Origin of the sequence: Komagataeibacter swingsii, from assembly GCF_003207895.1 — a bacterium.
GTDB lineage: Bacteria > Pseudomonadota > Alphaproteobacteria > Acetobacterales > Acetobacteraceae > Komagataeibacter > Komagataeibacter swingsii.
In genome coordinates, this window is the sequence record NZ_NKUB01000012.1 from 23,824 (window position 1) to 46,411 (window position 22,588).

The window sequence follows — 22,588 nt, forward strand, 5'->3', positions numbered from 1 at the left end:
CGGGCGGCTTCGCCGCCAGGAGCGGGGAAGTTGGAAAAGGGTATAAGCAATGCTTAGACCCTTCCGGATGCCGCTGAGCTCATCTTAACAAGAGGTCGCATGTTCCCCGCGCACAATCTCCTTAGGAAAAGGGGAGACATGAGATGCGAGATACCATCCCTAACAGGCCACGAGTCAGGAAGCCGGTCAGTGATCCGGTTCAACCTATTCTGCATAAAAGCGAACGAGACTATCTGACATTCGAAGACACCCGCATCTCAGTTCAGGAAGTCACCGGAAGGCGATGGATCTCGGCCCGGGAGATTTGCTCCATATTGGGCCTCAGCAATCCTTCTGCGACGGTCAAACGGCTTGATGATGATGAATATTGCCGTATTGGCGTGGTGACGGCAGGCGGGATGCAGGACCAACTCTTCGTTAGTGAAAGCGGAGCCAATCACCTGACGTTCATTTCTCGAAAGCCTGTTGCCAAACGGGTTCGGCGCTGGATTACTGGAGAGGTGATGCCACAGATCAGTCGAACCGGTGCCTATATCCCCGGTGGATGCCCCGGAAGTGGCGTGCAACTTACAGTCACCAGCAGCCAGATGGATCTTCTCAGGCGCCTTTCTCGGCCCGGTCCTCACATGGTTTTTGTGATGCCGGGACAGGAGCCATACATTGAGGAGGTTGATCCTCACCAGTTCATTCACGATCTGGATCGTCACGACGTGGAGGGGCTGGTTCATGCCATGAACCTGATCGGGTCGGTCTGGAGCGTATGCCGCAAAATCGACGGGGTGATGTATTGTTCCGCCGTTCTGCAGAGTGGTATTGGTCGCCAGCTTGATGACGCCATTCGCATCGGGGTAGACCTGTCCCGCAGCATCATCGTGCCCACCCGAGAGAAATCATAAAGCCGCCACGGTTGTGATTCGATCTTTCCATGTCACCTTAATTGAAAGAGACAGCGTTGATGAAAAGTACCGATCTGATTGACCGTATCGCCGAAGCCACGGGCGGCACGAAGGCCGATGCGAAGACCGCTCTTGAGACCGTCCTGACCTCTATCGTTCAGGCTGCAGAGGTCGGCGACGAGGTATCGCTGCCCGGCTTTGGCAAGTTTACTGTCCGGCACACCGCTGCCCGCATGGGTCGCAATCCGGCGACCGGTGCTGAGATGCAGATTCCGGCCTCGCGCAAACTGGTTTTTGCGCCGGCCAAGGCCGTCAAGGACCAACTCACCGGGGTCAACCAGAAGAAGGCCTGAACGGTCGCATGATTCCGCGTCACGCTTCCCGTGATTCTGACACGGGGGGTGACGATAATGAGCGAGTCAGTCGGAAAACCTAACACGACCGCAAGTTGGGACGACGATATCCGGGAACGGCTTCGAATGATCGAAGACAAGCTGTCCCTGATCATTGAAATTCTCGCCCCGAAGGAATCTGATGGTCCGACACTTGATGAGATCCTCGGCCGACTGGTGACACTTGTCGCCGCGCAGTGCCCTGTTCTCAGGCATATTGACGCCACAACCGGCAGAACCCTCGATATTCAGGAGGGCCGGGTGCCCCTCACCTCTCGACCCGAGGAAAAGGACGGAACGGGTGTCTGATGATGACGTTCCGGAAAATCTCGGCTGAGAGTAGTGGTCGCCTGATCACTGCCTATTTCACGCAGGAGCTGCCAGAGCCAGAGCACGATTTCCGTACCCAGCCCGGAAAAGTGCCTGACGCAGATGGTGGCCGACTGACCAGCTATTACACTGGTCGCGATGGGCGGGCCTCGTGGCGACCGGGCATGCGACCCGAGATTGCAGCGGCTCTTGGCATTGATCCGAAGACACCACCGAAGAACGCGCAACTCAATCGCCTGTTTGAAGCAAAGAGGGCCGATAATGGCGATGACTGGTCAAGGAATGCCCGCAAGATCAGTGCCTATGATCTGACCCTTGCGCCACACAAATCAGTTACGCTTGCGGCCGAGTTTGCGCCGACCGAGGCCGAGAGGGCAGTCATCTGGCACGCCATTGATCGGGCAAACGACGCCACCATGCTCTATGTCGCGCGGGAAATCGGTTTCGCGCGGCGCGGTCATGGGGGCGAAGACGGTGCCAACCCGGGCGAGGTCGCCTGGGTGTCATTCCGGCATGATACCGCGCGCCCGACGGTCGAGGCGCGTGACGCGGGGACAGGCCAGACCTATCTGATCGATACGCCAACAGGCGGTGATCCCCATGCCCATATCCATAATGCCCTGTTCAATGTCGTAGTCACGGAAAAGGGACATGTGGGTTCACTCGACACGAAGCGGCTGCGATCGCGCGTTCACGAATTTGGAGCATATTTCCAGGCACAGCTCGCTGATGAACTGCGCCGGATCGGCATCGCCCAGCAATACGATGCGAATGAACAGGCGACGGTCATTTCGGCCGTGCCGCAGGATATATCGGATTTCTTCAGCAAGGGACGACGCAACGTCATCAGGGCGGCCAAGGAGTACGCCGCGGCGGAAGGAGCGGACTGGGCGCATATGCCGATCGACCGCAAGCGCCGCATCCTGTCCATGGCCGGCCTGGCAGCCCGGCTCGACAAGGACAAAGGTACGAGTGACCATGAGATATGGCGCGAGCAGGCCAGGCGTCTTGGCTGGGAGGAAAAAAGCCTGCTTGGCACGCCAGTAGCGCCCGTGGGTACCAGGGAACAACGATACGATATTGCCTACCGTTTCGCTGCGCGCCATCTCGCAGGGGAGTTTGAAACAGCCGCCGTGATCGATCACGACAAGCTTCGAACATATGCGGCCCGGGGCCTGATCGGCACCGGCATCGAGGGTGGGGTGAAGGACATTGATCATGTCGTGGCCCTTATTGAACAGCGTGGTCTTGAACTCGGCGGGGAACGGGTCTCGCTGATTCAGGAGATGCGTGGCGACAGGCTGAGGGTGACAAATTCCGCGCAGATCGCCATCGAGGAGGACCTCGCGATTCAGGCGGCTCGTGCGTCAGGAAACCGAAGCGGGGCGCTGTCGGACCGCCAGATCACGGAAGCGATCGGACGATCATCCCTCGACTTCGCAAGCGATCATGGAAAGACGCAGAAGGCCGCGATCTACGCTCTTGGCCGGGGCGGCGCGCTCTCCATGCTCACCGGTGTCGCAGGCTCCGGAAAGACGGCGCTGCTGTCTCCGCTGGTTGATGCGTGGAAACATGATACGCGTTATGACACGAATGGTCGCAGGGTTATCGGGATTGCCAATGCCTGGCGTCAGGCGGACGCATTACGCGAGGCCGGCATCTTTGACACAAGCGCGATGCTGCCCTTTCTGGCGCGGCTGGAGCGGGGTGACGTCGATGTGGATCGAAACACGGTACTGGTGATTGACGAGGTCGGTCAGGTCGGCCCACGCCAGATGCTTCGCCTGTTACAGGTGCAGCGTGATACCGGTTGCACGATCAAGGCGCTGGGTGACCACGAGCAGGCGCAGAATATCGAGGCAGGGGACGCCATCGAGATGCTGCGTCGGGTCCTGGATCCGGAAGATATGCCTGAGCTTCTGTCCAGTGTCCGGCAGGTATCTGCAAGAAATCGCCAGATTGCTGATCTGTTTCGTGGCGCAGAGCCGGAAGAGAGCGATCTGGAATCCCACGAGTTCAGGGGGGCTGCGGCCAACGCGCATACAGACGAGGAAAATGATGACGACGTCCGTAACAGGTTCCATCTGAAGGAAGTCCGGGACGCGATTGATATGAAACGGGCGAACGGAACGATCCGTCTGGTCGGTGGCGACCATGAGGAAGTCCTGCAGGATATTGCCCGGCTGTATGTGACGCGTCGCGATGCCCTGGTCGCCGAGGGTGCCTGTCCGCGGCGTGGCCGGACCAAGACGATCAGCATGTCAGCGCTGACCAATCAGGATGCTGCCGACCTGAGTCGTGCAGTCCGTAAAATCCTGCAGGAGCGCGGCGAGATCTCGACGTATGAAATCACCGTGCAGGCTATTGATCAGCGTGGCGAAACCTATGATCTCGCGATCGCTACGGGCGACCGGCTTCGGCTGTATCGTCGGACATGGGGCAGCGTGGATGGAAAGGGCGCCACGGTTGGAAATAACGGTGATGTGGTGGAGGTTCTGGCTCATGGCGATGCGGGGCTTCGCGTCCGCACGAAGGAGGGGCTTGTTGCCGATGTTGAATGGCGGCGGTTTCGTGACGCGAAGACTGGTCGGGTGTTGCTGGGGTTCGGACATGCCATGACGATTGATGCGGCACAGGGGCTTACTTCAGACGAGCACATCAACGCCCTGCCGCGAGGCGTTGAACTGGCGACGGGATTTACCTCATACGTCGCGGAAAGCCGGGCGCGTGGAACCACATGGACCATGATCTCCGATGGCGCGACGTTTGAGGCGGTCCGGAACCAGAGGCCGCTCGGGGACACGACGCCCATCACCAGTGACGACCTGTGGAATCATGTGGCAAAGAAAATGGCGCATAAACCCTATAAATCATTGGGCACGGATCTGGTTGCCCGAACCCGCAAGGCCCGGGATGCGAGGATCCGGGAACTGATCGCGCTTGGGCGCACGCATGAGACACTGACGAAGTCAGGTCGCCCATATGGGAGGGAGATTATTCTGGAAACCCAGGCGCGGCAGGCCGAGCGCCTGCATAAAGCGCGTCTGGTCGAGATCGACGCCAGGCTGCAGGTCATGATCAGGAACGCACCAGCGGTCATGACGGGTGCAGAGCAGGCGCTTCGGAGCCAACGGGCCGCCCAGGTGCTGGGCGGGCGTCACCATGTGCCGTCTGCGTCGCCAGGCGCCGCCAGCTAGAGCGTCCGGTTTTCTGCTGTTCTCACCCGGATTTGAATCCTGCCGACAGTGTGCCATACCGCGACAACATCTCAGATCTGACGCATGCTTTGGTCATTTGCGCAACGAAGTCGGCTGCGTATCGTTAGGGAGGCGGGGAGCAGCAGATAGCAGGTCAATGATGGATGATGTGTCTTTCCGGGGAGATCCTGATCCGTTCGACTGTTGGTTGAAGAAGGAGTTGCGTACTCGGTTCAATGATGTTGTACGCGAACCGATCCCTGAAAGCCTGCTATGCGTTATTGGTCCAACTGAAACTTCCGGGCATATTCACGCCTCAAGACCTTTCTGGACCGAAGAGGAAGCTGTGTCTGAGTGTTCTGCTGACACCGGATCCAGATGATCTCTTATCGCAGATATGGCGTCTTGATGCTGGGCGGGAAACGGGTAACAGGATTGCCGTAGAAAGCAAGAAGTGTTGACGGTCAGATGAAATACAGATGAGCAGGCGCAGGATCCTATTGGATATCTGCTCAAGAGCATACCTGTTCTGCAATCTGCCAAATCTTCGAAAACGTCGAGGACTATTCCCGATAGCGGTGTTATATACAGGGCCACAGTTTTTTCGTCTGTTAAGGTGATGGACAATGCCCGAAGAACGACAAAGACAGCTGGCGCTGACCGTGGAAATCATAACTGCTTATGTATCGGAAAATAAAATATCGCCAGATGAACTTATCAGGCTGATTGGGACTGTTTACAATTCATTGTCCTTCCCGACTACTTCGAGCGTGAAAGAACAGATACCTGCCGTTCCCATCAAGCGGTCCGTATTTCCGGATTATATCATATGTCTTGAAGACGGGAAAAAGCTGAAAATGCTCAAACGGCATCTGCAGGCGTCCTATGGCATGACGCCTGAAGAATATCGGCGGAAATGGGGACTTCCAGCTCATTACCCTATGGTCGCTCCCAATTACACAGTACGCCGATCGGAACTTGCAAGAGAGATTGGGCTGGGGCGGGATATAATGTCCACTGCCACCAAATCTGGTGATGAGGGCGTGACGGATCCTGCATTGCCTGACAAGCCACAAGAAAGGCGCCGGGGTAGAAAGAAGGCCGTCCACTAAAAGGGGAACGCGCCGCCGGACCGGGCGGCGCGGCGATCTCCTGGCTCAGGAACGCAGCAATATGCGAAGGCAGAACTTCTTCGCTACGCTGTAGGGTGTCGACAGTGGATGTTCCTGTTTGACCGGACCATGATCCAGTTCGGGGCGTGACGTCGATAAATCCCGACGAAAGATGCCTTTTATACAATCCAGGTTGCGGATCGCGATCCTAAGCCCTTGCGTTATGCACCTTGTGAAAGAATTCAGTTCTCAGTGAAAATCCATAAGCGATGTCTACAAAGTTGTGTTCTCACGAGGGCAGCCTGCCTTTTCCACTCGGACAATCCTTTTTCAGATCCCATGTCTGGTGACGAACAGCTTTCTACTTATCATGGTCGGTTCATGTGTAATCATTCAGAGAAGGAACGTCTCAGCGCCTCAGAGATGGCGTTCCAAAGCCTGAATTTTCCGATCATGGGATATTCTTTCTGAATCTTGCCGCTGGGTATGAAACGAGTATCCCGTAATGACCTGATGATGCGGTCGGCATCCATATCCGGCATTTCAACAAGCTCCTTGAGTGCCTGCCGGGCATTATGGTGCGACCGGAGATATATGGCTTCCTCTTTCATGTTGTGCTTGATGGTCATCTCCAGTGCTGCGCTGAGATAGATAACGTGGGGGGCGAAATTGATATAGCGCCAGGCCGGTCTCGCCAGATCAGGGTTCGAGAAGTCGAGATTGGATTTTATCCCATCAGGATAGGTCTGCATGTCACGATCGAAAGAGACATGATCCGTGATCTGTCGCATCAGGGGTTTTGAAACCCTGTCCAGAATCTGGTCGTAGTTTCGCCTGCTCGTCGGGTCTCCAATGATCGTAGCTGAGATGGGAAGGATGATCTGGTCGGGGATGGCGCCGTCCCGCCTGAGAACGTCATTTATCAGGAACCGGTGGACACGGCCGTTCCCGTCAGAAAGAGGATGGATGTAGACAAACCCGAAGGCTGCCACGGCGCTACGCATGACAGGAGACTGTCCTTCCGTCCTGTCGAGGAAAATTTTTAATCCCTCAAGCATATCCGCTACGTCTTGTGCGGGAGGCGCGAGGTAATGAACAACATTCTCGTACCTCATCGTGTATTCTCCAACGAATACCGGAGACAGTCGCAAGCCAAAATGCTCGGTTATTGTGACGTCACCGAGGATGTTGCGTTGCAATTCGGCAAGGTCAGTATCTGTCAGGGGGACTGTCCCTTGCCCGGTTCTCGTGGCGAGTACGTGGCTGAAGCGCTGGATCCGGTCAAGTTGATGCTCCTCGCCTTCAATGGTGAAACTTGCCTTGCTTTCACGATTTGTCAGCCACACTGCGGCCCGGGCAAGCATGCTCTCGCCGAACTCCTGCACCAGTTCACCGTAACCGGCAGATACGTCCATCTCCGCAGCCGTCTTGAGTTGACTGGAAAGCGGGATAAAGGGGCAAAAAAAGCGGTTCCCAGGCATGTTGTCACGGACGCGCCATCTGCTGACGTTGCTCGTTTTGTCCGGAGAAGCTGTTACCTGAAAAGATGCGTCCAGTGCGAAGACGTAGTTGCCGCCGAGGTCGACTGGCGGCACGAGCGTTTGTCCGGTGACGAACTCAAAGAGAAATGACGCCCGTCTGGCATATTGTCCGGTCGGTGCACTGTTTATCCACTCCTGGACAAAACCTGGTCCGGTCTTCGCAAAGACGCGCGCCAGCAACTCAAGGCAGGTGGGTTCGTGTCGCAGATGAAACTGCAGATGCGCGGCTGCGGTGTCGGCCGGACGCATGTTTTCGGGATACGTCTCGATGCTGTATAAATTATGATGACTGCTCGACCGGCGACTTCCAAGCTGGCTTTTGACAGCCAGTCCGCCGAATGGCTCTGCATCATATTTCAGTGCGAGCCACATGCCGCCAATCGGGTCCGCCATTGGAGTTAGATTCCTGCCGAATTGTCCAAAACCGTTTATTGATGCTTAAAATCGCATATAAACGGTGCCTTGTGTAAAAAAATATATATGGACAGCCGTGGCCACGCGTATGCTTCCGTCACTTCGTCTTTGTGATCAATAATTCCCACTCGCTGAAGCGCCCTCACGGCGTTGATCTTCACTGAGAACTGATGGTACGGATCAACTGCGGCGTGATGGTTTCCTCCACTGGACAGTCAACTCTTCAGCATCCTCTCAGGACCACTGCGAGCCGTCCACACCGTCAGTTCTTAGTGAAAATCAACATCCTATGGCGTGACGCTTGAAGAATATCGGCGGAAGTGGGGACTTCCGTCTCATTATCCTATGGTCGCTCCCAATTACACAGTGCGCAGATCGGAACTTGCACGAGAAATCGAATTGGGGCGAGACATAACGTCTGCTGCGACAGATTTTGATGATATGGGCAACGGAACCGGCATTGCCAGAGAGGTCGCAGGAGAAGCGTCGGGGCAGAAAGAAGGCTATCCACCAAAAGCGGAGCGCGCCGTCAGACGAGGCGGCGTGGCTGTTCTTTTGATTCAGTCATGATGATGAACAGACGGCTGTCTACCTTATATCCCGACGCTAGAGTCCGGCAGACGAAAGATTCCTTTTATACAATCCAGATTGCGGATTGCGATCTGCGTGTGTGTCTTTTCCCGGAAGGCGCTACCGGGATAGAGTTCGCCGCCTTCCTGGAAAAGGCCGCGCACCGTATCATAAGGTGCGAGATGAGACTCTGGGGCTTCAATAGAATCGTGAAGATACCTGATAACAGCGCAGTCGAGGTTACGAAAAAGTTTATCACTATTTACGTCGTGCCGGGAATCACGGTTCACCGGCATCGGTATATCATCCGTGCTTAATGTCTCTCGCAGGCCTTCATAGGCGGTCTTGAGCATCTCTAGGTCTTCGCGTGTCGTTAAATCAAGACAGTTGCCCAGATCTACGACCAGACCAATAACGAACGGTTTGAAACCGGAATCCCTGCGCTGTTTCTGATATGCCCATTCTTGCGCACGTAACGGGTCGGACTCCCAGACATAGAAACCCGGTCCAAGCCAATCGTAGTCGGTCTCCGACGGAGTTGGTGCGCTTTCTCCGTTAATCAGTTTCCGGCCGACCTCTTCAGAACAACCATGATAACCGAGTACAAAAGATGTATGAAGAGCTGTCAACGCAGTTACGCTTTAAGCATGCCCTCAATGCGTGGGTCACGCGTGTACTCTTTGGTAACCGCGCCTTTGCTATCGATAATCCCCATTCGCAGCAAAGCCGCATGGGCTGTCCGCTTGCTCTTCGTGTTCGCAAGGGTCTGCTTTCTTATTGCTGCCAGAGCAACCTGATGGGAGTTCAGCTTCATGGTGCTACATATAAGGCAGCCAAGTGAAGAAGTCACCCTGTTTTATCTCAGCCTGCCTGATGGAAAAGGCGGCATCCGGCTCCCTGTTGTCGCATCCCATGACCACCATCCACCCGCTCCGAAGGTCGCGTCGTAGTAATTTTCCTTTTCGGCTCGTCTGGTAGTGTAGGCCTCGTCCGTGCGACCGAAAACTTCCATTGGATATCCGTCATTCCGCGCCGTGTCCTGCAGGATGAAATCCGGGAAAACGAGATCCCGTTCCGCGTCGAAACGCAGTGGTTTTTCGAATGCGCGTCCCGCTGCCACGAGGGCATCGGCTACCGCCAGTTCATGGCCGCTTTCGAAAGGAAGCATGCTGCGAGAGACGGTCATCAGGGCACCGGTCCTGACTTCCGCCTGGATCCAGCCCTTCCATCGGCTATTGGGCGTTCCGATGTTTCGTGCCGTCACATAGAGCAACGCCACAACATGTGCCTGCCGCGCCGCTTCGGGCAGGGCGAGTGTGGCTGCCGCCAGTTGGTGCGACCGGACAAGACGGTTCCTCTCGGCAGCAGGCACTGTCAGAAAGCAGCGGTAACCGTTGCGCTGACCGCTCAGGGCCATCGTGAAATTGCCCCTGGGATCTGGTTCCAGAGCCTCCACGAACCCGATCAGGAACAGATGGTTTTCCTGTCCTTCTGTCCTGACAACGGTATGGAGACGCCGTCCGAACTTTTCATGCCCTGGGGCAACAGGACAGAGAAGATCGGAGATCAGTCTGCCCTGCGCCCGGATCCGGGTTCCGGCAGAGGCGATCCGGCCCAGGGCGACCGTCGGTGTGCGGTGTCCGGCGAATTGTGGCCGCCATTCGGTCAGCCCCGCCCGCTCCCACAGGAGATGGAGCAGCCCGAGAGGCGTCATCCGGCGCTGTCGCGCCTGTCCGGGCCGATCTGAAGCAGGCAGCGGCGTGTCATCGACTGGCCGGGGTGGTCCCTTGCGGCGCAGGCCGATCGACAGGGTCACAGCGACATCCCCATCCTCACACTCGCGAATTACGCTATTTACATAGCTGGCGCGCCCACTTTTCTCCGGATCAGGCTTGTAGAACGGGCATGTCTTTTCATGCAGCGGCCCTTCATTTGGCCAGACGGCGAGGTGATAACTGTGACTGTCCGCCCGGTAACGGATCTGTAGAGGTAGTACGGCGCCGCGATGCTGGCATAGGCATCGCGCCTTGTCAGAACGCTCCGCGCTCCGGCTCTCATCATATTTTGCCTTCAGGCGGCGTTCCCACCGCGCCGGGTCGGTCCGGCGCCATTCGAGCTGGAACCTTTCCCCGCCGGGAAGGATGATGATCGTGCCCGTCATGCCGAGGTTTTTTCTCGCAATATCCTGATCTGGGCGAGGATTTCCTTTTCGGTCATCCCGGTGCTGGCCGCGCCCTCCTTCGGTGCGCCTTTTGTCATCGCGTCCCTGACACCCAATATAAGCAGTGCCCGACGCCGGGCTATACCAGGCTGCCGGTCCACGCGGCGTTCAATGGCTTCAAGGCGTCCAAGCAGGTGACCGTCGATGGGAGGTATGGTGCGGGGCGGTGTCTGAAAACCGGGTTTCGGGGTGGAGGCAGCATCACGCAGCATATAGGAAAACGGTGTCAGCATGTCTGTGCCGGCTGTGTGTTCATTCCCTTCATCGTCACTGGCGGTCGCAACCCGGCGTGGTGTGGCCGCGACCGCTGCACCGATCTGTGCAAAATTGCGCAGGATGTCTTGAGAACCTGGACCGAGGCGGTCGACTGCTTCCTGGAGTGCGCGAACATCCGGCTCGTCGTGTACCGTGGTCAGTTCAGACTGAAACAGGCCGCCTTCGATCGTCGCGAGGAGGGCGAGTAACTGCTGGTCCGGGGGCACCCGATTCAGGTCCAGCGGCGCTGCAAGCATGACCGGCTGGGCCATGCGGATCGCGCCTGACCGCCCATTGACGGCGGCAAAGAACGTCTTCGAATGGACGATGCGACCGGCATACATCGTTATGGCCTCGCCTTCGATGAGTGACTGAAGGTCTGCCCAGGGAATACGGGCGACTTCCCGGACTTCGGCACCCCGTCCTTCCCGGTAACTGCCAGCCGAGTTGCCTTCAAAATGCGTGGCCTGACTGACCTCGATCCGATCGGACTGCTTTTCGATCCACTCGCGCGTGCGCATGGCATCCTGCAGGCGCATGGCGTGGGTGAGGTTGGCGTTGCCGAGCAGGGTAAAGGCTTTGTCGCCGATGCGTGTCGTAAGACCCGGAAGATCCTGAAACCCCAGCCAGAACATGCAGTTCAGGCCGCGTCCCATGGCCAGCTGCCGGTCCATGCCGTCCGTGACGTAGGCGGAGAGTTCGTCGTAGAAAAAATGGAACGGCGCGTCGCCGCTGCCTGCCTTGAGCTTGAAGACCTGCTCGGCGGGGCCGTCGAGGCGGGCGCCAAGAAGCTGGGCCATGACGCCGCGACCGGCAGCAACCACGATCTTGCCCAGTCCGGCCAGCGTATCCGATGAATTCTCCAACGCGGGCAGCGTGACGACGAGAATGCGGCGGTTCAGCACCACATCGCGCATGTCGATATCAGGGATCTGGGCACGGAATATGTGCCCGAGACTGACGCCAAGCTGTGTGAAGACCCGGGTGAAATACATCTTGGCGTAGCCATGCTGCTCGCTCGGTTTGTTTTCCTTCTGCTCATTCCAGGCCAGAGAGGAATCATATCCTGGCAGTTCGCCCAGATAGGCCTGGGCCGGATAGAGGATATCATCGGGAATTTCGGGAACGCTGATCTCGATGGGGTGATCGGAGCCGGGGTTGCGGATCAGGAACACACGATGGCGGGCCAGCGTGCCGATCCAGCGCAGTTCCATGGCGTAGCGCATGGTCTCGATGTTGATCGGCACGCCGTGCGTGTCGCGCATCCAGGTCAGCACCGGCGCGATCGTGCCGGCAAGGCCGACGGCACGGTCCCGAAAGACGCCGTTGGCGTCGTTGCTCGACGGCTCACCGAGCTGGCTGACCAGCATTTCACGGATGGCGTCGGCATTGCCGGTCGCAAACGGATTGAACGTATTGGACTGGCGGATGCCGCTTGCGGTCAGAAAATTGAGATTGAGCACCTGGTCGTCCAGCCCGAAGCGGCGGGCAAGCGCCAGCACATCCCCGTGGACCGTGTTGTCGCCCTTGCCGTCGATCAGGATGAACCCGGATCCATGCGCGAGAGGATTGGCCAGCAGGGAGATGGCGGATGTCGTTTTGCCTGCACCCGTTGTGCCGGGCACGGCGGCGTGTTGGCGCCCCGCGTCGGATGAAAGCCAGAGTTGCTGGCCGGTCAGTCCGTCCGTTCCAAGATATATGATGCCTGCCGCCGCTCGCGGCCGACGGGTTTTGGGATCAAGATCGTGTTTGTCCTTCAGGCCGGAATACCTGGGCAGATGAAAAGGCAGCACGGGCTGGCGGGTCATGACCCAGAGCGTCAGGCAGAGGGCGAGGGGAAAGGTGATCCCGACGATCGCGGGAGCCAGCACGCTGAGCCCTGCCAGAATCATGAGGGCGAACCCGGAACTGCTGGATTGCAGCTCTTCGGCGATCCGGACCGTGAAGGGACGCGTGTCGCGATAGGTAGAGCCGTGTTTCAGTTGCTGGTGGACCTGCGGCCCGCCGATTTCGCGCTTCACCATGCGTCAGTCTTCCAGCCCGAAAGGAGATTTTCCCGTGTCGATCGTGGGCGCCACGGGAGCGGTTGGTGCCGTGGGGGAAACCGGCGCCGTCGGCGCTGTCTGCGCGCTACCTGGGGGTTGCGGATAAGTGATGACAGGCCGCTGCGTCATGATGCGTCGTGCGGCATCGATTTCCGCGCTCGCCGGGTGACCGTCGGGATTGCCGACCACATTTCCATCGACCGGCATGCGCGCGCCCGGCACATAGGTTGAGCGGACCCCTGGCGCGCCTTCGTCCGTCATGGGCGCGCCGGAGAGTGGGGGTAGAATTGCAGGCGGCCGTAGCATGCCAGTGGGCCCCGTGTCGGGAACGGCGCGGTCGGAAACCATGGCCTGACGTGTGCCGATGATCAGGATGGCGGCCAGCCCCCCGGCGATGAGCGCGGGCAATGCTTTTTTCAGGCGCCCGCGCCGTGCTGCTGCCGCTTCTGGTAAAGTCGGTGCCGCATCGCTCGTCTCCGTCTGCCCGAAATCAGATTCGATATGAAGATGGAGGGGCTGTAAGCCTGTCCCGTCGAGTTCAATGGTGATGGGCGCCCGGCCATCAGCGTGGAGGATGATACGGGTCATGGGAAGATCCTTGTGCTTCGGGCATCGGGCGCAGGATGGCGAGTGCGTTTTCAACCGCAGGGATGTAGATCGGACGCTGGTAGCGCCGCTCTTCGCTCCAGTGCGCACGCGCGCCAGCGGCCTCGATGCGGGGATTGGGATGAAGGTCTTCGGCCGGGATTTCAGCAGGAAAGCCGAGTGAGTGCAGCGCGTACCACAATGATCGGTCGATAAGCTTCACGATGGCGAATGAGGAGGGTGCCAGTACGCCCGCCTGACGCCGGGCTTCGTGCAGCAGGGTCATGAGCGCGGTCACGCTCCATCCGCTGCGCTCGCAGACCGTATCGATACAGTTTGTGATTTCCTTGTCCTGCAGGGCAGAGCGGGCGCTTCGCACAACGGACTCTGGCACCGTAAGCGGCGCCAGCGGACCATGGGGACCATCAAGGCCAGCGTCGGCCAGGCCGGCAGAGAGTTCACCAAGCAGGGCGAGGGCTTCCCGGCGCCTCTGGAGGTAGTGCATCGCAAAGGCAACGAGAAGCACCTGTTCAACAGGGGATGCGGCGTTGATGCTGGACCAGTGGCGGCCCAACTGGCGCGTGAACGCCTCGAGCGCGCCGGTTTCACTGTAGCGGTCCTGTGCATCGACAGCGAAGCGCGCGCCCCATTCGGCACGTGTCAGGGCCGGGTCCGCGGGCAGGGGAATACCATCCGTAGGCGTTACAAGCCTGTCCAGTCGACGTCGGACGAAGCCTTTCAGCGTCGGAAACATTTCTGCCTGGACCGCGATCAGACCTTCCAGATCGAGCGCTTTTGCAAATCGGCCGGGGGCAGCACGCCACATGCATAACCCGCCCAGGAGGGCAATCACGATGGCCAGCGGCCATTTCAGGGCATTGCCCAGGATTGCAAGGCCATAATAAAGCTGGATTGCCCGCACCAGATCCGGTCGATATTGCGCGGCCTGCAACTGGAAACGCAGGCGCATCAGGTCAGGATTAGACGTATGCAGCAGGTTGATCTGCCCCAGCATGGCCCGCAGATAGAAGGCTGTGATCTGCGTATGCCACAGGCTCCAGGCCATGTAGCTGAACAGCAGGACCCCGACGATGATGATGATCGAGGAAAAGAGCAGATAGTCATCGCTGGATGACCATGGGACGCGGCTCGTGCTCATGAGCGATCGTCCCTGTGGTTTCTGGCCATCATCGTGAGGGCGATGTCGTAGAAACGCCGGAGATAGGCATTGCCGTGGCGTGGGGTATGAGAGTGATAGAATGCCACGGCCTGCCAGAGGTCGCCGTGTGCTTCGTGCATCGCCTGACCAAGGATCCAGGCGCCTGCCTCAATATTGGCGCACGAACTGTCGCGCAGGGCTGCATATGTTTGCGCGGGCGTGCTGTGCCATCGCCTCGCGATGCGATCGACCCATGTCGTATTGACCTGCATCGGCCCGAGATCCGCCGTGCCGTTACCGTTCGGGCTGACCATTCCGGGGCGGCCGGCCTCGACATAGAGGAGGACAAGCAGCACGCCACGGGGCACACTAGAGATTTTTGCCGAAGCCTCCAGACAGGCTGCAATCTGGCGGCCATTTTCTTCGATGCTTGCGGCACTGGCGGTCGTGCTGGCGGCAAAAAGGGGAAACGCCCCGAGTGCCGCCAGAGCGAGGCGGGGGATCATGTCGCCCCCTGCAAGGTCGGCGCAACATCAGCGATCCGGCCATGGGCTTCGCCCCAAAAGTCGATCAGATGATTGAGGACCAGCGCGTCGTCCATCTCCGCAAGCCTCATCGTGACATCGATCAGACATAACATCACGACCGTAAATGAACCGGCGCGCACCTTGCGGACGGCATAGCCGAGCGCGCTGTCGGGCGTCCTGCTGACATCAAGGGCAAAGCCCGTTCCCGTCAGTTCCAGCCACAGGGTTTCGGCACTGATCAGGAAAACGGGCAGATAGGCTTCAGGGTGTGCCGCGTCAGCCGGTGATACGACCACCCGTTTTCCGGTGCCACGGTCCAGCAGTTCAATCGGCTTGCCGATTTCGGCCAGAAGCCGTGTCTGCGCCGCACTGATCGCCGCCAGGTCGATCGCGCTCATGAGAACCGCCTCCTTTGCCATGTCGGCAGGGCGGTGCGGACCGGCCCGATGAGGAAGCGTCGTATGGAGCGTATCGCGGCCGGCAGCGTCAGCCCGAAAAACGAGATCGTCCCGAAAAACACCACGCCGAAGACCCCGATCAGCAGGGTGGTGAGGCTCCAGTGTGTCACGGAGATGAGAATGGGAAAGCAGCTGCGGGCATCGAGAATGAAAACCCGGACAGGATAGGCCGTTGCACGCCACATCACGCGTCTCTCCTTTCTTCCGCCAGAGCGGTGTCTTCGGTGATCAGATCGGCATCGAGCAGTTTGCGGATGGCCTTTCCGAAAGACTGGCCCTGCGCCTCGACCGCGTCGGCCACGACGTCGGGCCAGTCCGTTGGCTCGGTCCGGGTCAGCTTGCGGCGCAGATCACGATCGAAGGTGAGGAATTCGCGGATCGCAACACGCCCGCCGTCCTTTCGGGGCACAAGGCGCTGGTTGATGCAGAACCGGAGCGCCTGAGCGAGGGCCGAGACCAGGTTGTCACGTTCCAAGGGGGGACAGAGCGCGATCGCGCGCTGGATCATGAGGGAGACGCTGTCTGCATGCAGCGTCGTGCCCAGAATACCGCCCATCATGGCGATATTGATGGCTGCATTCATGGTCTCGCCGTCCCGACATTCCGTGATGATGCCATCGCTCATCTCGCGGCGTGTCAGGCTGCGGGTGAACGTGGGAAAAGTCAGGGTGGGGGGGCGGATCTCCGTCTGGCTGATCCGCGAGCCTGAAGGCGGACGCAGGTCGTCCAGCAGGAACTCGATGGGCTCCTCGCCGGTTGCCATGTCGCAATACACGGTCGGGTCCATGAGTTTTTCGATGGCGAGCCCGAATTGCAACGTGGTCTTTCCGGAACCGGTTGCCCCACCAAACAGGATCATGCCGCTTTTGAGCCTGTTCGTGTCCCGGATTTCCTGCTCGACCATCTGCTGGTCAAGGCTTGCGGGGCGGGCGGGGATCGGACGCATGACGATGTGGACGCCACTGCCCCGCTTGACCGAAATGGGTGAAAGATTGATCCGGAAACGCAGATTGACCTTGCGGTCCAGTGCCACGCTGTAGGCTGTATCGAGGATATGGCCGACACCAAGCATGGCCATCCCGTCAGAGGCATAGACATGGCCGACGATATCCGCCAGCGCAAGGGAGTCCGTCGCTTTACATGTGGCGTAGCGGATCACGCCGTGCACTTTGATCGTGACCGGATGGCCGGTCTTGATGTCGATGCGCGAGGCGCCGAGGCCATGCGCCCAGCGAAGGAGGGAGTCTAGCCCTGGCGCGTTACGCCGTCGCTCCTCGACCCAGGCAAACGCTTTCCTGCCTTCATCTGGCCAGCGTTCGTCGGTCGTGACGGGGATGGTGATATTCATCGGCAATGCTCCGGATAACCGTAATCGCTTCCGCGCCGGACGTGGCCTTGAAGCCCCGGCTGGCTCGCGATCCGGATCGTGCGGTCATTGAGGTGGAGGGTGTCTCCTCCTCCCACGGCATCTTGGTGCTCGAACACGACGCGCGGTTCTTCGACGCGCCCAGCGTTCAGCAGCACCCGGTAGCGGGCCATGCCGGTAATGTCGCGCTGCAGGCGCGACAGGTCGGAGAGGAAGATCTCGGTCGCCTGCTTTTCCCCGTCTGCCCAGCCTTCGGCCACCCACTGGTTCCAGTGTGACACTTCCGCCTTTGTGCGGGGCAGGGCCGCGGCTACCGGGTGATGCGGTTTGCCCCATGTCCGGACGAGATACGTGCGCCAGTCCGGGGGCGCGGATGTCAGTTGTGCCTCCCGGGTGATCTCGAAAACACATTCTGTCTCGTGCGCCACCTGGCCGGTGTCATTGAGCGCAAAGGCCATCTGTGCCTCGGTGACGATGGGGGGCTGCATGAGGGTCTGGCCGCTCCCGATCGGAAGCACGATCGACCGGAAATCATAAGTGGCGTCGAGTGTCTCCTCATGGCGCCGCAGCATCTCGTTGATGGCGAATGCCCGGGCGGCCAGACCACCCTGCGCGCCGTAAATATGCGCGGCTTCCCGAAGCTGGGCGCTTCGACCGGGTTTCAGGTCATCGCCTGGCTCGTCATTGGGGCGGGTGTTCTCAAGGGCCTCAAGAGAGGGTGGTGCTTCGCCGCCCACCACCTCGTCGAGCGTTGAGGCCCCTGTCACCGGTTTATTGATGGGATTGGCAAGGGCGGTATCAGCCCCGTCCACCTGATCCGCACCCGGCTGGGGCGGCTGTGGCTCCGGGACCAACGTGCCGCTGCGGGCGGGTGGCGGGGATGGAGACGATGTCGGTAGCCGGACGTGCTGCCCCTCCTCAATGACAACCTTCCCCGTGGAGACAGACGCCGCATGGGTCGGGCTGCCTGCGGCCGTCACGACGATGGCCGAAGATAGAAAGAGCGCCATCTTACGCATGCCACGCCACCGTTATCGCGTGGTGAAGCGGGTCTACCGAGACCATGGCCTGATCTCCGGCCTGATCGCCCAATGTCCGAAGGATATCCACCACGGCGGCAACGCTGTTGGTCGCGACGCGCATTGCTCGGGGATGGCCGGTGACAGTCACACTATAGCCGATTTCCTGGCCGAGTTTTGCGACGGCCTTCCCCAGGGGGCCGTCCCACACGAACCAGATCCGGCGGGTCAGGTCATCGGGGAGCGGGGGTTGGTTGGTAGATGCCACGACCGGAGACGGGCGGATGCTGCCAAGTTCCCGAAGATCAGTCGTGGTCTCTGCTATTGACCGCTGCAAGGCCAGTTCAGGATTGGCCATGCCGGTCGTCGCAATGGGAGAAGGTGACGACAGGCTCTGCGCGCAGGCGTTGAGCGCCATGGGCAAAAGAAAAATGAGCAGAGAATGTTTCATAAGCTTCTCCGGATAATGGGAGCAGCTTCGAAGATCATCTTGCGACTGCTGCAGCAAAAATTGGCTGCGTTGCTTTTTATTTCATGCAGGCCCCGAGAGCAGATTCGTGTCCTCTTTTGGGGTATGCTGTCGCTGGATTGACGCGCAGAATTGCGTGGGACAAGAGCAACCCTTTTCTGTTTTCGGCTCCGAACGTGAGGGGATCACCGGCAGCCATCCATGTTGCTGACAGTCCTACCAAGCATCTGATGTGCGCTGAACAATCTGTATCGATGGGACACAATGAGGTATGTCGATGATATGTAGCCGAGAGGGTAGAGTGCAGGATGAAGATCATCAGAACGGCCATCGTGATGGCGATCATTGCAGGCACGAGTGCCTGTTCGTCCACGGGTGATGCTTCCATAAAAAAAACAACCATCGCGGAAGTTGATCAGAATATTCATGATGGTGTGACAACTTCATCCCAGGTGCGTCAGATTTACGGTGAACCGGGGCAGAAAACCTATGAAGATGGTTATGAGGTCTGGATTTATAGTTTTACGTCCGGCAGGGAGGATGGTCTTTCAATAGCGCAGGACGTAGTCGGGCTTGGCATGCTTGGAGAAAGATCAAATAACAAAAGCAAGATGCTGACTGTTGTGTTGAGTAACGGGATCGTGCTGAAGCATAGTTTTGCCACCTCGCATTTCAGTTCCAGCAGTGGCTTGAGGTAGTAATATCGCAGGCAGTTAATGGTTTGGTATGAATGTATTGATCTGGGTAAGGCATGCAGCCGGGGCTGACTATAATCAAGACGTGTGTCGCAGAACTTAAGTTGGAAGAAACCACCTGCATGGTCCGTAGTAGTGGGTCGCGGTAAGTGCGTATTCGCATGTCTCCTGATCAGAAACACAGCTATACGCGCTCCAGACGTATATCCCCCTTTAAGTCACTGCATTGACGGGTAAGCGGTCCTTTTGGTGACGAAACCATGGGACCATGCGGCGGATGGCTTCTTCAATCTGTTCCGTTGCGACCGCAAAGCTGAAACGGATGAAGTATTTCCCGTCTATGGGGTCGAAATCAATGCCCGGTGCTGTCGTAACACCCGTATCCAGCAACAGGCGCTTGCAAAACGCCATGCTGTCATCCGTCAGATGCCGGATATCGGCATAGATATAGAACGCTCCATCTGGTGGCGCGATATGGCGCAGCCCCATTTCGGGCAGGGCACGCAACAGCAGGTCACGATTGCGCCGGTAGGTTTCCATATGCCCTTCAAGCTCATCGCGGCAGTCGAAGGCGGCAAGGGCCGCGTGCTGGCTGAGGGCGGCGGGCGGCAGGAACAGATTACCCATCCGCGCGCGGGCGGCTTCCACCTTGGCTGGCGGGACAACCAGCCACCCCAGCCGCCACGGCGCCATGCTGAAGTATTTGGAAAAACTGTTTACCACCAGCGCATCGGGATCATATTCCAGAATACTGTGCGCGCGTTCGCCAAAACTCAGGCCGTGATAGATTTCATCCGATATGATGCAGATCCCGTGCGCGCGACAGACGTCAACAATGCGCCGTATTTCATCTGCAGACAGGATGGTACCGGTGGGGTTGGCCGGACTGGCCAGGATCAGCCCGTCGGGAGCGGGATCAAGCTCTGCAATGGCATGGGGGGTCAACTGGAAGCGTTCTTTTTCCCCACATGGGATTTCGACCGGTTCCATATGGAGTGAGCGTACCACATTGCGGTAGGCCACATAGCTCGGTCGCGCCATGGCCACACGCGCGCCGGGCACAAAACTGGTCATGAGCGCCAGAACCAGCGCGGGTGATGCGCCACAGGTCAGGATAATCTGTTCAGGCTGGAGCGAAACGCCATATGTTTCGTCATAGTGAAGGGCGATCCGTTCCTTCAGGGGCTGGCTTTCCCAATAGCCCATGGGGTCGGTCGCCAGTACGTGCTGGGCGCGTTCGATCGCCGCGCTTGGCGCGCCGGTGGAAGGCTGGCCAAATTCCATATGAATGATGCTGCGCCCCTGCGCGGCCAGTTCATGCGCCAGTGCGCTGATGGACAGCGCGTGGAAGGGATCGATTGGCGGAACAGGCATCATGACCTCAAGGTGAAAAATAGACTTATAGGGTGATGATCGCCCTGCGACCAGAAACCGCCCTTGGAAATCAGGCGGCCTGCCCACCGTTTTCTACGCGACGTGCCAGTTCCTGCCAGGAACGTGTTGTGAAGGGCAGAGGCTGTGGAGTTTACAGAATTCCATATATGATGCTATAAGGCATTTTATATGCCAAATATGAGTGATAGTAATGGGCTCACCAAAATCCCGCGCGGCTCTTGAGCGACTGGGGCGTGACCTTCGTGGCGCGCGCCTGCGGCGCGGCATAGCGATAGCCGACCTGGCCGCTCGTGCCGGCACGTCAGCAAGTTCCATCGCGCGCCTGGAAAAGGGAGACCCGGGTGTGGGGATCGGCACTCTGGCCGACGTGCTGGTCGTGCTTGGTCTTCTGGACCGGTTGGCCGACCTGATTGATATCCGCAAGGATGATCTGGGACTGGCGTTGGCTGCTGAACGTCAGCCTCGTCGAGGCCGGTCTTCTGCGACCACGTTACGCAGGCAGCAGGATAAGGATAAGGCCACGCATGGGGGAGCGGATGTTATTGATATGGACGGTGCTTCGTTCTGATGCCTGATTTCAGCGCCCATGTCGTTCTTGGCAACAGCCTGACTCCCGTGGGTCAACTGCGTTTTACGCAGGCAGGTCCACGGCAGTTTTCGACCTTCACTTATGATCCGGCCTGGGTCGAGAATTCTCGGGCCTTTGCCATCCAGCCAACCTTTCCCCTTGGCTCTGGGCCGTTTCATGCGGCTGGCCAGCCAGGGAACGTGCGCGATGCCCTTGCGGGTGTCTTTGCTGATGCTGCGCCCGACAGTTGGGGGCGCAGGCTTCTCGAGCGTGCCTACGGTAATGGGCTTTCCGAGTTTGAATATCTCACACTGTCGGATGACGTATGTCGGCAGGGTGCGCTTCGTTTCGCCGATGATAACGGAGAAATCATTCGTGGCGGCGCCGATGACATCATACCGCGTCTGGTCGATCTTGCCGCTATTACGGCTATCGCGCGGGCATATGAACAGGGCAAGGACATATCCGAAAGGGATATGCAGGCGCTCGCTGGTGCAGGTGGTTCGGGTGGGGCGCGACCGAAGGCCAATGTTCGGGACGGCGATGTGCTCTGGCTTGCAAAATTTACCTCGGTTCACGACCAGTGGCCAATAGAACGTATTGAAGTTGCCACGCTTCGTCTGGCAAGAGCATGCGGAATCCGGACGCCAGAGGTCAGGCTGGAACTGGCTGAAACGCCGTTTCCTGTGGCTCTGATCCAGCGGTTTGATCGGCGTGGGGCTGGCCGGATTCCTTATATTTCGGCGAGGACTGCTCTGGGGAAAACCGGAACGGAACTGGGTTCCTATACGGAGATTGTCGATTTTATCCGGACCTATGCCGCCGATCCCCAGGCAGAGTTCCGCGAACTCTTCCTGCGTCTGGTTTATACTATTCTCGTGTCAAATAAGGACGATCATCTGAAAAATCACGGATTTCTCTATGTGGGCGCTGGACACTGGCGGTTATCCCCCGTTTTCGATGTGAATCCAGCACCCGACCGTAACCCGCATCTGGAAACGGCGATACTGGAGGGCGGTCCGCATGATCGGTCCATCCGTCTGGCACTGGAGGCGTGTGAATTCTTCGAAATTACCCCTGCTGAGGCCCGGCAGATGATCCGCGTGACAGCGCGGCGAATTTCGGATGAGTGGAGGCCTGTTCTGCGAGAGGTTGGTGTTTCCGGGGCGATGGCGCGTCATTATGAAGCCGCCTTCATAAACGATCAGATCGGGATCGCGCTAACGATCTGATAGTCACATATGACTGATAATATCGTATAATATACCAGATACGACACATAAATTTGTCGAATCTATCCCTGCCAGACGTCGCCGCGCTATTGATCGAACAGCATGGTCAACATCATTGTGTCCGCAATGATCGGGATGTGAG

General features: G+C 58.5%; 21 protein-coding genes and 1 pseudogene. 9 read left to right on the forward strand and 13 right to left on the reverse strand.

The annotated features are described in order from the left end of the window. Window positions 1-143 precede the first annotated feature (143 nt). The 5 genes from CFR76_RS10450 (at window position 144) to CFR76_RS10475 (ending at window position 5,927) form a co-directional block, all read left to right on the forward strand. Window positions 144-896 carry a BRO-N domain-containing protein gene (locus tag CFR76_RS10450; protein WP_025440136.1) on the forward strand — a complete coding sequence of 251 codons (753 nt, stop codon included), beginning with the start codon at window positions 144-146 and terminating at the stop codon, window positions 894-896. A gap of 59 nt (window positions 897-955) precedes the next feature. After that, window positions 956-1,249, forward strand: coding sequence for an HU family DNA-binding protein (locus tag CFR76_RS10455; protein ID WP_025440137.1), 294 nt, complete (start codon window positions 956-958; stop codon window positions 1,247-1,249). Window positions 1,250-1,375: 126 nt separating this feature from the next. Next, on the forward strand, window positions 1,376-1,597 hold the full coding sequence (locus CFR76_RS10460) for a hypothetical protein (RefSeq protein ID WP_395372394.1): 222 nt from the start codon (window positions 1,376-1,378) through the stop codon (window positions 1,595-1,597). After that, entirely contained in the window at window positions 1,597-4,815 is a 3,219-nt protein-coding gene (mobF, locus tag CFR76_RS10465; protein ID WP_025440139.1) for a MobF family relaxase, read from the forward strand. Before CFR76_RS10460 ends, mobF begins: the two co-directional genes overlap by 1 nt. Before the next feature lie 626 nt (window positions 4,816-5,441). Next, window positions 5,442-5,927 carry a MucR family transcriptional regulator gene (locus CFR76_RS10475; RefSeq protein WP_081749553.1) on the forward strand — a complete coding sequence of 162 codons (486 nt, stop codon included), beginning with the start codon at window positions 5,442-5,444 and terminating at the stop codon, window positions 5,925-5,927. Window positions 5,928-6,316: 389 nt separating this feature from the next. On the opposite strand, the gene CFR76_RS10480 is transcribed toward CFR76_RS10475, so the two are convergent. After that, on the reverse strand, window positions 6,317-7,861 hold the full coding sequence (locus tag CFR76_RS10480; protein ID WP_025440140.1) for a Fic family protein: 1,545 nt from the start codon (window positions 7,859-7,861) through the stop codon (window positions 6,317-6,319). Between the two features lie 306 nt (window positions 7,862-8,167). Between CFR76_RS10480 and CFR76_RS10485 the strand changes: the two are divergent. Continuing rightward, window positions 8,168-8,441: pseudogene (locus CFR76_RS10485) on the forward strand (MucR family transcriptional regulator); the annotation flags it as partial. Between the two features lie 34 nt (window positions 8,442-8,475). Here CFR76_RS10485 and CFR76_RS10490 read toward each other — a convergent pair. The 11 genes from CFR76_RS10490 to CFR76_RS10545 all read right to left on the reverse strand — a co-directional run bounded on the left by CFR76_RS10490 (window position 8,476) and on the right by CFR76_RS10545 (window position 18,538). Beyond that, window positions 8,476-9,081, reverse strand: a complete 606-nt coding sequence (locus CFR76_RS10490) for a hypothetical protein (RefSeq protein ID WP_081749555.1) — start codon at window positions 9,079-9,081, stop codon at window positions 8,476-8,478. Window positions 9,082-9,308: 227 nt separating this feature from the next. Then, window positions 9,309-10,613 carry a DUF1173 family protein gene (locus tag CFR76_RS10500; protein WP_025440142.1) on the reverse strand — a complete coding sequence of 435 codons (1,305 nt, stop codon included), beginning with the start codon at window positions 10,611-10,613 and terminating at the stop codon, window positions 9,309-9,311. Continuing rightward, window positions 10,610-12,952: a type IV secretory system conjugative DNA transfer family protein gene (locus CFR76_RS10505; protein WP_025440143.1), complete on the reverse strand. Its 2,343-nt coding sequence runs from the start codon at window positions 12,950-12,952 to the stop codon at window positions 10,610-10,612. Before CFR76_RS10505 ends, CFR76_RS10500 begins: the two co-directional genes overlap by 4 nt. A 3-nt stretch (window positions 12,953-12,955) precedes the next feature. Then, window positions 12,956-13,561, reverse strand: a complete 606-nt coding sequence (locus CFR76_RS10510) for a hypothetical protein (protein WP_025440144.1) — start codon at window positions 13,559-13,561, stop codon at window positions 12,956-12,958. Next, entirely contained in the window at window positions 13,536-14,717 is a 1,182-nt protein-coding gene (locus CFR76_RS10515) for a secretion/conjugation apparatus DotM-related subunit (protein ID WP_025440145.1), read from the reverse strand. The genes CFR76_RS10510 and CFR76_RS10515 overlap by 26 nt, the downstream gene beginning before the upstream one ends. After that, on the reverse strand, window positions 14,714-15,223 hold the full coding sequence (locus tag CFR76_RS10520; RefSeq protein ID WP_025440146.1) for a lytic transglycosylase domain-containing protein: 510 nt from the start codon (window positions 15,221-15,223) through the stop codon (window positions 14,714-14,716). The genes CFR76_RS10515 and CFR76_RS10520 overlap by 4 nt, the downstream gene beginning before the upstream one ends. Next, a complete protein-coding gene (locus tag CFR76_RS10525; protein ID WP_025440147.1) occupies window positions 15,220-15,642 on the reverse strand; it encodes a hypothetical protein in 423 nt (140 codons plus the stop codon). The genes CFR76_RS10520 and CFR76_RS10525 overlap by 4 nt, the downstream gene beginning before the upstream one ends. After that, window positions 15,639-15,887: an IcmT/TraK family protein gene (gene icmT, locus CFR76_RS10530; protein ID WP_025440148.1), complete on the reverse strand. Its 249-nt coding sequence runs from the start codon at window positions 15,885-15,887 to the stop codon at window positions 15,639-15,641. Before icmT ends, CFR76_RS10525 begins: the two co-directional genes overlap by 4 nt. Then, the gene (locus CFR76_RS10535) at window positions 15,887-17,050 is read right to left on the reverse strand and encodes a type IV pilus twitching motility protein PilT (protein ID WP_025440149.1); all 1,164 of its coding nucleotides are present in this window, start codon (window positions 17,048-17,050) and stop codon (window positions 15,887-15,889) included. Before CFR76_RS10535 ends, icmT begins: the two co-directional genes overlap by 1 nt. After that, the gene (locus CFR76_RS10540) at window positions 17,047-18,087 is read right to left on the reverse strand and encodes a type IV secretory system conjugative DNA transfer family protein (protein ID WP_041250536.1); all 1,041 of its coding nucleotides are present in this window, start codon (window positions 18,085-18,087) and stop codon (window positions 17,047-17,049) included. The genes CFR76_RS10535 and CFR76_RS10540 overlap by 4 nt, the downstream gene beginning before the upstream one ends. After that, a complete protein-coding gene (locus CFR76_RS10545; RefSeq protein WP_025440151.1) occupies window positions 18,080-18,538 on the reverse strand; it encodes a DotD/TraH family lipoprotein in 459 nt (152 codons plus the stop codon). The genes CFR76_RS10540 and CFR76_RS10545 overlap by 8 nt, the downstream gene beginning before the upstream one ends. Before the next feature lie 326 nt (window positions 18,539-18,864). Here CFR76_RS10545 and CFR76_RS10550 point away from each other — a divergent pair, with 326 nt between their 5' ends. Then, the gene (locus CFR76_RS10550; protein WP_007396668.1) at window positions 18,865-19,254 is read left to right on the forward strand and encodes a hypothetical protein; all 390 of its coding nucleotides are present in this window, start codon (window positions 18,865-18,867) and stop codon (window positions 19,252-19,254) included. Window positions 19,255-19,464: 210 nt separating this feature from the next. On the opposite strand, the gene CFR76_RS10555 is transcribed toward CFR76_RS10550, so the two are convergent. Beyond that, window positions 19,465-20,625 (reverse strand): pyridoxal phosphate-dependent aminotransferase, encoded by a 1,161-nt coding sequence (locus CFR76_RS10555; RefSeq protein ID WP_025440152.1) that lies wholly within the window; start codon window positions 20,623-20,625, stop codon window positions 19,465-19,467. A 211-nt stretch (window positions 20,626-20,836) separates the two neighbouring features. Here CFR76_RS10555 and CFR76_RS10560 point away from each other — a divergent pair, with 211 nt between their 5' ends. Together CFR76_RS10560 and CFR76_RS10565 are read left to right on the forward strand one after the other, a co-directional pair. Beyond that, window positions 20,837-21,214 (forward strand): helix-turn-helix domain-containing protein, encoded by a 378-nt coding sequence (locus tag CFR76_RS10560; RefSeq protein WP_019087395.1) that lies wholly within the window; start codon window positions 20,837-20,839, stop codon window positions 21,212-21,214. Next, complete coding sequence (locus tag CFR76_RS10565; protein WP_019087396.1) at window positions 21,214-22,446, forward strand: type II toxin-antitoxin system HipA family toxin; 1,233 nt, start codon at window positions 21,214-21,216, stop codon at window positions 22,444-22,446. Before CFR76_RS10560 ends, CFR76_RS10565 begins: the two co-directional genes overlap by 1 nt. Window positions 22,447-22,588 lie beyond the last annotated feature (142 nt).